Raw genomic sequence first — 9411 nt, forward strand, 5'->3', positions numbered from 1 at the left:
TGCGCGGCGCGGTAGATCAGGCCGTGCAGGCCCCGGCCGTCGTCGCCGAGCTGAAGGAACGCAGGCTTGTGCAGCAGGTTCTCCAGGTTCAGCGAGGGGTGCTCGCTGACCAGCTCCAGGTCGATGGCGTAGGCCTGGCTGATGGCTTCCGTGCCGTCGAAGGCGAGCACCTGGAAATCATGCTCCAGGCCATCGATGTGCAAGCTGAAGTGGGTCTGGTTCGCGGCGGCAAACATCCTTGTCCCTCNTGWWGCGAGAATGGGCTGGTGAAACGACCGCAGCCCGCGGCGCGAGCGCGGCGGGCTRCGGTGGGGTCCAGGCTTAGCCTGCGACCGGCGCGCGCCAGTCGTCGGAACCRGAAGTACCGGACACTTCGTGGGTCCAGGTGATCTTGCGGTAGGTGAAGTGCACGTCTTCCAGGTGGGTGAAGTGAGCGTTGCTCGGGTCCTGGCAGTTGTGCATGTAGTCCTTGATGTCGACGATGATCGCGTCTTCCAGGACGGTGGTGTAGTAGTGCTCCTGGGTGCCCTGGGCCGAGGTGCGGTACCACTTGATCTCGATCTTGGTCATGCGCTCGCCCGAGGTCAGGGCAGCCAGCAGCAGCGGCGAAGCCTTGTCGAAGACCTTGGTGATTTTCACTGGTTTGTGCACGCGCTGGCCGGTCGGCTGGCCGGACTGCGGGTCACGCGGGATGATCACTTCGTGCTCGAAGCCCTGGACCATCACCTGGTCTTCGTGGCCTTCCTGGTAGGTGTTGCCCACCGAGTCGGCGGTGAATGCGCCAGCGGTGATCAGGCCTTGTTTTTCGCCGGTGACGGACATGTAGGCTGGTGTTGCCATGGTGCTCTCCTTGCGTAAGAAAAAAGTCGCGCAGACGGCAGAAAGTTGCCGAGCGGGAGCAGCTTTCGATACAAGAGCTGTGCCAATTGAAAAATATTCAATAAATTCAATTACTTAAATCGCGCACTCATCCATTCGGATACTTTGTTGAGAGGCGAACCTTCAAAAGTTGCGCAACTTCTTGCGCAGTGCTGGCAAAAAGTTGCGCAACTGGCTGCAAGCCATATACAGCAATACTCACAGCGTTTATCCACAGAGTTATCCACATTGGAGTGCGCAACTTCTTGCGCAGTTGAGCAAAAAGTCAGCGACCGGATTTTCCCAAGGCATACAGGCCATCCTGCGCATGGCTCAGGGCTGCCCCCGCGCCATTAGCATCAACGTGCTACTATCGCGCCGCATTCAATGGACGCTCCACCGATTCGACAAGGAAAGCCCCGCGTGAACACCCCAGATTCCGCTTCGCCAAGCCCTGCCCGTTTCCTGTGCCAGCCAGGCCGTGCCTGATGATCGGCGCCTTGTTGCTACGCCCCGCCCATGGCCAGGAACACTCACCCTGGCAACGCCTGGCCCGCGCCTTGTGGGGTGGCGACCTGCCGCTGACCCGCGCCCAGGAATGCTGGTTTGCGCGGCTGATGTTGATACCGACGGTGATCTACCTGGTGCTCGCGCTGGGCTACCTCGCGCAACTGACCGACCTGGTCGGCAGCCTCGTGCCACATTCCCTGCTGCAGCATTTCGCCCGCCAGGGCCAATGGCTGGGTGCCGCCGCCCTGGCCTTGCTGGTACTCAGTTGCCTGTTGCGCAAGAGCATGCGCCAGGGTTGGCCGTTCGGGCGCACGGTGCTCTGGGCCTTGATCACCTGCGGCAGCTGCCTGTACCTCGGCTACCACGCCCAGCGCCTGCTGGTGGACAGCCTGGTCGAACAGGCCAGCCCCGAGCAGCAGGCCCGGGCCGCCTTCGGCATCCCCCTGCTCAACCTGATGCTGCAACACGACCTGCGCCTGGACGGCCAGGCCGCGACAGCGGAGCAGCTGCGCAGCCCGCAAGGCAAGCTGCGCCTGGCCGAACTGGCCCTGCGCCTGCCGCACATCACCGCGTTGAAGGCCACAGAGGGCCTTACGCCGCAGGCCTTGTTCGAACAACTCGCCGACCAGCAGCGTGGCGGCCTGCAGCGCAACTATGAGCGCTACCGCCAGGCCACCGGCCGGCAGGAAGACAACTACCGCCAATACCGTCGCGCCAGCCTTTACTACGCGGGGGCCACCAGCCGCCTGGCCATCCTCCAGCGCCAGGGCCAGGCCTGGACCGACTACCTGCGCCTGCTCAGCAGCCGCGGGCGCAACCTCAACCCCTGGACCCTGCCCAGCAGCGAATGGCAAGACGTGCGCCATGTCCTGCGCGAACAGATGAACGTACCGGTCGACGACCTCTGGCGGCCCGACGACCGCCCCGGTTTCAACCGCGCCGTGGCCCGCCAGGTGCGACGTGACGCACGCAACCACTACGCAACACTGCTGCAGCAGCGCATCAATGCCGGCTGGATCGAACCCGGCCTCAAGCGCCCGGCGTTCCTGGCGGTGGATGCCATCCAGGGGCAGTGGCGCCAGGACTTGGCGTTGCCGCCGAGCATTACCCTGTATGCCTACCTGACCGAGGAGTATTTCGTGCGCTCGGTCTACCTGCCCACGCTGCAGCACGACGCCCGTGAACTGATGAAGCAGCGCGTCGCCTCGGCGGGCGATCTTTCCACCCTGGGCCGCGACAGCTACCGCGATCTGATCACCCCCGGCGTGGCTGCCCTGCTGATCCTCTGTGGGCTGGCCGTGCATGGGTTCCGTGCGCTGTCCTACCTGTTGCGCCTGGTGAAGGCACAACCGCTTGGCCTGTACCTGAAACTGCTAGGGGTGTACGTGCTGCTGTTGGCCAGCGTGTCGCTGGTTGCCGGCAAGCCGAAGGTTTCGGCGGGCGACCTGCCGCAGCAGGGCGAGGAAGCCCTCGGCCTGACGCTCGCCCTGGCCAGTGCGGCGATTGACTGGGCCGCACCTCAACAGGACAGGCTGTATTCCCTGGGGACCAGCATTCGTCAGGACCTGTTGCAAGGGTATGGATTTGGCGTTCCCGGGACGCAGCAGGATTGACGGGCGCGTTCTGTGCCGGGGAGCTTGTGTCCAGGTTTTGTACGAAAAGTACGGCCATCCATCATCGTGGGAGCGGGCTTGCCCCGCGATCTGCCGCAACGCGGCAGCAAAGCCTGAATTTGCGGCATCTTTGACACTATTTGATTCGGCTAAAGGAGCGCTTCGCACTCCATCGCGGGGCAAGCCCGCTCCCACAACGTTGGATGACCATATCTGGCGCTACCGACAATGACCTTTTGTACGGATGGCGTCCGAAGACGCCATCTCTGTACTCGCCGTATCTGGCTACCTTATGGACCGATCATTGATATGAAAATCACACCCCTGTGCCTCGCCCCAGAGGGTCAAGCCCATAAGCCCCAACACCATCAAAGCTCCGCCGTACATGCTGAACAGCACCAGGATCGACAATAGCTTATTCTCGAATTTGAATACCCTCCGATACATCTCAAGCATGCCTTCGAAGGTATTCATATTCACACCCACCTTCTTGCAATAGGCGTTCGCACAAATGATCGAAGTGAAAACCAACCCAGCGCAGACCACAAATATGGCAATTCTCACAAACTGAACAATTTCACACATATATCACCCTTAGAAAGCGGTACCTGAGACAGCCGGCGTAACAGGCACATCAATTTCCGGCCCAATACCTGGTCCCACCCCGATATACACCTCAGGCCACGTAGATGTTTGGCTTATATCCACGCTGAATATGCCTAAACTGAACCCTACACCGGCAGCGGCGCGAAGTGACTTGGCGTCCGGATCAGCAAATTTCAAACCACACGTTGCAGTAGCCCGTGCCGCCACTGCGATCATCGGCACTCCAACTTCAACACTCCTTCCCGATACCTCATTGAATTTCCCTGCAACAGAAACGCCCGAACCAGCCGCAAGGGTCCCTGTTATCCGACATTCGCCTGTCGCAATCGGCTTGGGCGGTGGTGGTGACATTGCTCTGGAAATGGCCTCCGGCGACTCACCATTCTTCATCATGTGCATGCCCAACGAAGCACGTTCCTGCACGCCCGGCATGTTGGCAAACGGTACATCCCACAAGCCCAACGGGTCCGCACGCATAACAGGCGCGTTACTCACGTAGCTGTAGACGTTCAGCCCACCCTGCATCCCAATCGGGTCCCTGGACACATACCGCGCCATTTTCGGCTCGTAATACCGATAGCGGTTGTAGTGCAGCGCCGTTTCCGGGTCCTGGTACTGCCCCTGGAAGCGAATCGGGTTGCTCACCCCCAGCAATCTGGCTTGCTCCGTACGCTCCTCGTGTATTTCCCCCCACGCCGTGTAGTGCGCACTCCAGACCACATCCCCCTGCTCATCGGTAAGCTCTTGCGGCGTGCCCAGATGGTCACAGTGGTACCAGGCCATGGCATCGAAGGCCTGCGGTTTGACCTCGGTGTGCCACAGCGGATCGCGGTCGAAGTCGTACTCGCGCCCGGACCAGTCCGGCTGTTTGAACAGGCGTACCGGGCGGTTGTGCAGGGCCTGGGCGACCGGCACGAAGCTACCGGGCTCGTACAGGTAGTGCACGGTGCGGCCGGTATCGCCCTCATCCAGCGGCGGTGAGCTTTCCCAGGCCAGGGTTTCGCCGTCCCAGCCATACAGGGTGAAGCCGCAGTGCAGTTCACGCTGGCGCCTGGCCCGCTCCAGCTGGTTCCAGCCGGTGCCGGCTTCGGGCTTGTCCCAGTAATGGGCGAGCGAATGCTTGTGCAGGCGACGACCCAGGGCGTCATAGCTGTATTCGACCTTGAGCCTGTCGTCGTTGTAACGCACCAGCCGGTTGAACAGGTCCCAGGTGAAGTGCGCCTGCGAGCCGTCTTGCAGGCGATGGCTCAGGTTGCCGCGCTCGTCGTAGCGGTACTGGCTGCCGGCGTAGGTGCGCAGCAGGTTGTCCATCACCATGTTGCGCCGGGCGTCCTCTTCCAGGGGGCGGTTGAGCTGCTGGGTTTCATCCAGCAGGTTGCCCGCCGGGTCGAAGGCGAAGGTTTCGGCGCCCAGACGGCTGTTGGCCTGCAGCAAGCGCCCCAGGGGGTCGTACTGATACGCCAGTTGGCCACGGCGGCTGTCGTGGATATCGGTCAACTGCCCCACCGTGTCGTATTCATACTGGCGCTTGAGCAGGGCGGTCTTGCCGTCATGGCTGCCGAGCCATTGCTCTTCGGGGCGCCCCGTCTTGCCCCAGCGCTGCATCTGCATGAGCTTGTTGCCCTGGTGGCGCACCACTTCGCGGTGCAGGTCATCGCGCTCGTAGGCGAGCATCTCGTGCTGATCGAGGGTCATGCCCAGCAGGTGGCCGCTGCCGTAGGTCAGCCAGCTGACCTTGTGGCCGTCCGGACGAATCGTCGCGGTGCGGCGGTTCAGCGCATCGTACTCATGGCGCCATACCGCCACCATCGGGTCGCCGGTCATCAGGTAGTGCTGATGCTCACGGGTAAGGTTGCCGGCGTCATCGTAGAACCACTGCAGCTTGCTGACGGCATTGAGCGCCTGGATCAGCTTGCCGTTGCCATCGTAGGCGAAGGTTTCGCTTTGCTGCTGGTCGCCCTGGCTCGCGCAGCGCTCGACCAGGCGCCCCATGGCATCGAAGCGCAGGTCGATGCGGCGCTGGCCGACCTGGGTGCTCGCCAGCCGACCGCTGCTCGGGTCGTACTGGTAGCGGGTGGTCAGGCCATCGAAGCCGGTCTCTTCCAGGCGCCGCCCAGCCAGGTCGTAGACGAAGCTGGCACGGCTCTCGTTCTGGTTCTCCAGGCTGACCAACCGGCCGAGCTTGTCCCAGCGGTAACGCAGCTTGTGCTCCAGCGCATCGACACGCTCGGCGAGCATCCCGGCGCGGGTGTAGCTCCAGGTTGTGCAACGGTCCAGCGCATCGACATGGGCCAGCAACCGGCCTTCGGCATCGCGCTCAAAGCGCTCTTCGGTCATGTCCGCATGGGTGACCTTGCTCAACTGCCCGGCCTTGTAGGCGTACTGGATGCTCTCTCCCAGCGCATTGCTGGCCTGCACCAGGCGCCCCAGCTCGTCGTACTCCCATTTACTGGTCTTGCCGGAGCAGTCGGTGTATTCGAGCATTTGCCCGGCGTCGTTGTACGCCAGCTTCTTCTCGTTGCCGTTGGCGTCCTTGATCGCCTTCAACAACCCCGTCGATGTATAGGCAAATTCGGTCTTGTTGCCCAGCGGATCGACCGTTTCGACCAGGTTGCCGGCATCGTCGTAGTCGCGCAGCCACAGGCCGCCTTCGGCATCGCTGATCTTGATCAACTGGTCCTTGTCGTCGTAGGCGTAGTGCACCACCGTGTGGTCGGCGCGGATGTGCTGCAGGCGGTTGCTGCGTTCATCGTAGGTGTAGCGGTCCTGGCTGCCGTCGGCGTGCAGGTGGCGGATCACGTTCTTGCGGGCGTCGCGGAACAGCCACTCCGAGCGCTCGTCGGCGTGTTGAATCCGGTAGGTGTAACCCTCGGCGTCGTAGTAGTGGCGGGTCTGGCCACCGTAGGCGTCGGTCACGGTGGTCAGGCGGATGTGCTCATCCCACGCCAGGCGGGTTTCGAAGCTGCCGTCGTCGGCCCATTCGCGAATCGCCCGGGCGTGCGGGCCGCTGCCGTCCCATTCCAGGTTCAGGCCGCGCTCGGTGCGGTCGGTGTAGCGGGTGATCAGGTGGTGCTGGTACTGGTAGCGCCAGGCCGCACCGTGCTCGTCCTGGGCGGCGATCAGGTCGCCCTGGTCATCAAAGTGGTAGGCGCACAGCTGGCGCAGCGGCTTGCCATCGACCACCTGCCACAGGCCCTGGATATGGCCGTGCTCATCGAGCAGCGTGCCCAGTTGCAGGTGCACCTTGCTCGGGTCGTTGTCGGCGTAGGTGTTGATGTCCGACAGCACCGGGCGGCCGTTGTGGTTGTGCTCGTAGTGCAGCATCGCGCCGACGCCATTGCGCATGACGATATGCACCAGGTGGAAGCGCTCGCCGACGCGCTCGTAGGTCTCGTGGCGCTCCTGCCCGCGCGAGAGGATGAGCTGGGTGTCGGTGGTGCGGGTCAGGCCACGGTATTCCACCGCGTCGTAATGGGTTTTGCCGACCTTGGGCAGCGGGTAGGCGTGGCTGCGGCCGTCGAAATCGTGCAGCAGCAGGCCGTCGTCCTGCACATCGATGCAGGTGGTGAAGGCGGTGATCCAGCGGGCGCCGAGGCTGCCGCCGTCGAGGGCGGCCAGGCGCGAGTGGTAGGTGCGGGTCCAGGTGATCGGGAACGGGCCGGGCAGGCTGAAATCGGTGTGCTGCAGGGTCTCGCTGCCCAAGGCGAAGTTGATGCTGTTGCAGGTGTTGGCCGGGGCGCCGTTCTTGCACTGGTTGGGGGCCTGGGAGGCGGGCATCTGCTCCTTTTGCGTCTCGACCTTGCCTTCGGCCAGTTGGTGACGGGCCTTGCTGGTGCCGCCCGCCTTGACGTTGGCCACCACCTGTTGCGGGTTGCGTTGGCGCCACTGCTTGACGCTGCTGGCCAGGGTCAGGCGCAGGGCCTCGATGGAGCCGGGGCTGCCGGCATCGCCCAGCTTGAGGATCATGCCGCGCACCAGTGGCGCCAGGGTGCGCAGGTGCGCGCTATGGGCCAGCAGTTCGGTCTTGCCGGCGGCGCTGAGCGCGGGGCTGACGTCGGCGCTGGTCATGCCCTTGCCGGCGCTCTTGTAGGCGTTGAAGGCACCGGCCAGGTAGTTGCCGATGGTGGCTTGCGGGTCATGCAGCAGCAGGCTGCCCCCGCCACCGGCCGCCACGCTGGCGGGGGCCGGGCCTGCGGCCAGGGCGGCCAGGCCGCCGGCGATGTCGAGGATCAGCTGCTCGCCGAGGGTGGCTGCGTCGGCCAGTGCGGCCTTGAGGTTGCCTGCGGCCTGGCCGACGAAGTCGTCGATGCTGCCGACGATATCGGCGTTGAGGTGGCCGACCATCAGCTCGATCAGTGCATCGCCCAGCACCTGCTTGCCCTCCTGGCGCACGATGAACAGCATCGGGCGCAGGGCCATGCGGGCCGCTGCCGCGCTGGCGGGCGAAGTGACCAGGCCGATCAGGTTGATGCCGTAGGTGGCGCAGTCGATCGGGTCGGGCACCTTGTTGCGGGTGAGGATGGCGATATCGCCCAAGGCATCCACCAGGGCGATGATGTTGCCCGCCACGGTCACGTTGCCGGCCACGCCCTTGAGGCGTTCGAGGGTGACGAAGCTGGCGCTGGTGTTGCGCAGCCAGGTATCGAACACCACCGCGCCACGGCCGACGTCCTCGATCTGCACCTCGGCCAGTGGGGTGATCGCGACCTGAGGGGCACGGGCGTTTTCGTTTGTTGCGGCATTCTGTGCAGTCATGAGATCAGCTCGCCTGGCATCAGGTCAGTCAGGGTATTCAGGCTCGGCGCCTTGAAGTCGGGAAGTTTGGGCAGGGTCGGCAGCCTGGGCAGGCTGGCCATGGCGCCCTGGACGGCGGCGCCTGCCTTGCCGGCGGCGCCCAGTGCGCTGGAAGCGGCCGGCAGCGCCGAGCTGGCGGCAGAGGCCAGTTGCGGCAGGCCGGCCACGCCGCCCTTGAGCGCGGCTTGCACCTGCTGCGCGCTTTGCAGAGTGTTCTGCCCGGTCTTGAGCAGACCCATGCCGGTCTTCGCCGCGCTCATGCCACTGCTGGCCAGTTGCTTGGCCTTGTCCAGCATGCCGCCGCTGCCGTCGGGAGCGAGCTTGGCGTACATCGATTCGAGCAGCGACGGCGTGCCCTCTTCGGCCACGGGCAGCTTCGGCCAGGGCAGGCCCTTGGCGAAGCTGCCGATGCTCCAGGTATCGGCCGTGTCGAGGCCGAACTTGGCCATGGCCGGCCCCGGCGCCGCGCCGGAGACGGTGTTGAAGCCCTGCCCGTCCAGCGCGCCCTTGAGCACCGTGCCCAGGGCATCAGTGACTTCGTAGTCGCCGGCCTTGATGCCTTTGGTGTTGGCGTACAGGTTGAACAGTTCCAGTGCGCCCTTGCCCGGCTTGGGCGGCTCGGGGAAGGTGCCGGCCATGCTCGCCCCGCCGATATGGGCGAACTGCGCGGCGTGGGCGGTGTAGTTGGCGCTGGTGACGTGGGTGATGCCGCCAGCGTTGTAGGTGGTGCCGCTGCCGCCGCCCTGCACCACCAGCTCGGTCTTGGCCTTGAGGGTGATGCGGTCGGCGTTGGCGGTGATGTCGAGCTTGGCCAACAGGTTGATGTTGTCCTTCAGCGCGCGGAAATCGATATCGCCAGAGGCGGCCACCAGGCGCAGGCCGAGGCTCTGCACGAACAGGCGCATGCCCTGGCTGGCGCTGGCCAGCAGGCGCTTGCCGATGGCCAGGCTGGTGTGGCCGGTGCTGCTCAGGGCCAGGTGGCTGCCGCTGGTGAGGTGGTTGGGGCCGGGGGTGGTCAGGGCGATGCCGG

5 protein-coding genes and 1 pseudogene are annotated in these 9411 nt (G+C 64.3%); 1 reads left to right on the forward strand and 5 read right to left on the reverse strand.

Going from position 1 to position 9411, the window contains the following annotated elements; translation table 11 throughout:
• Together RTH46_RS26025 and RTH46_RS26030 are read right to left on the reverse strand one after the other, a co-directional pair.
• Window positions 1–236: pseudogene (locus RTH46_RS26025) on the reverse strand (type VI secretion system tip protein VgrG); the annotation flags it as partial.
• 85 nt (window positions 237–321) lie between these two features.
• A complete protein-coding gene (locus RTH46_RS26030; protein WP_125462404.1) occupies window positions 322–840 on the reverse strand; it encodes an Hcp family type VI secretion system effector in 519 nt (172 codons plus the stop codon).
• Window positions 841–1346: 506 nt separating this feature from the next.
• Between RTH46_RS26030 and RTH46_RS26035 the strand changes: the two genes are divergently transcribed.
• Window positions 1347–2981: a hypothetical protein gene (locus RTH46_RS26035; protein ID WP_316906956.1), complete on the forward strand. Its 1635-nt coding sequence runs from the start codon at window positions 1347–1349 to the stop codon at window positions 2979–2981.
• Between the two features lie 285 nt (window positions 2982–3266).
• Here the strand turns inward: RTH46_RS26035 and RTH46_RS26040 are convergent, their stop codons facing one another.
• The 3 genes from RTH46_RS26040 to RTH46_RS26050 form a co-directional block, all read right to left on the reverse strand.
• Window positions 3267–3455: a hypothetical protein gene (locus tag RTH46_RS26040; protein ID WP_316906957.1), complete on the reverse strand. Its 189-nt coding sequence runs from the start codon at window positions 3453–3455 to the stop codon at window positions 3267–3269.
• Between the two features lie 120 nt (window positions 3456–3575).
• Window positions 3576–8342 (reverse strand): RHS repeat-associated core domain-containing protein, encoded by a 4767-nt coding sequence (locus tag RTH46_RS26045; protein WP_316906958.1) that lies wholly within the window; start codon window positions 8340–8342, stop codon window positions 3576–3578.
• On the reverse strand, window positions 8339–9411 hold a 1073-nt coding region (locus RTH46_RS26050; RefSeq protein ID WP_316906959.1), incomplete at its 5' end, for a DUF2345 domain-containing protein. The genes RTH46_RS26050 and RTH46_RS26045, both read right to left, overlap by 4 nt.

Source organism: Pseudomonas sp. zfem004 (genome assembly GCF_032621715.1).
Classification (GTDB): Bacteria; Pseudomonadota; Gammaproteobacteria; order Pseudomonadales; family Pseudomonadaceae; genus Aquipseudomonas; species Aquipseudomonas sichuanensis.

Bases quoted from the DNA above. Each gene is read 5' to 3' on its own strand.
- RTH46_RS26045 (WP_316906958.1), bottom strand. From the start codon at position 8,342: ATGACTGCACAGAATGCCGCAACAAACGAAAACGCCCGTGCCCCTCAG.
- RTH46_RS26035 (WP_316906956.1), top strand. From the start codon at position 1,347: ATGATCGGCGCCTTGTTGCTACGCCCCGCCCATGGCCAGGAACACTCA.
- RTH46_RS26040 (WP_316906957.1), bottom strand. From the start codon at position 3,455: ATGAATACCTTCGAAGGCATGCTTGAGATGTATCGGAGGGTATTCAAA.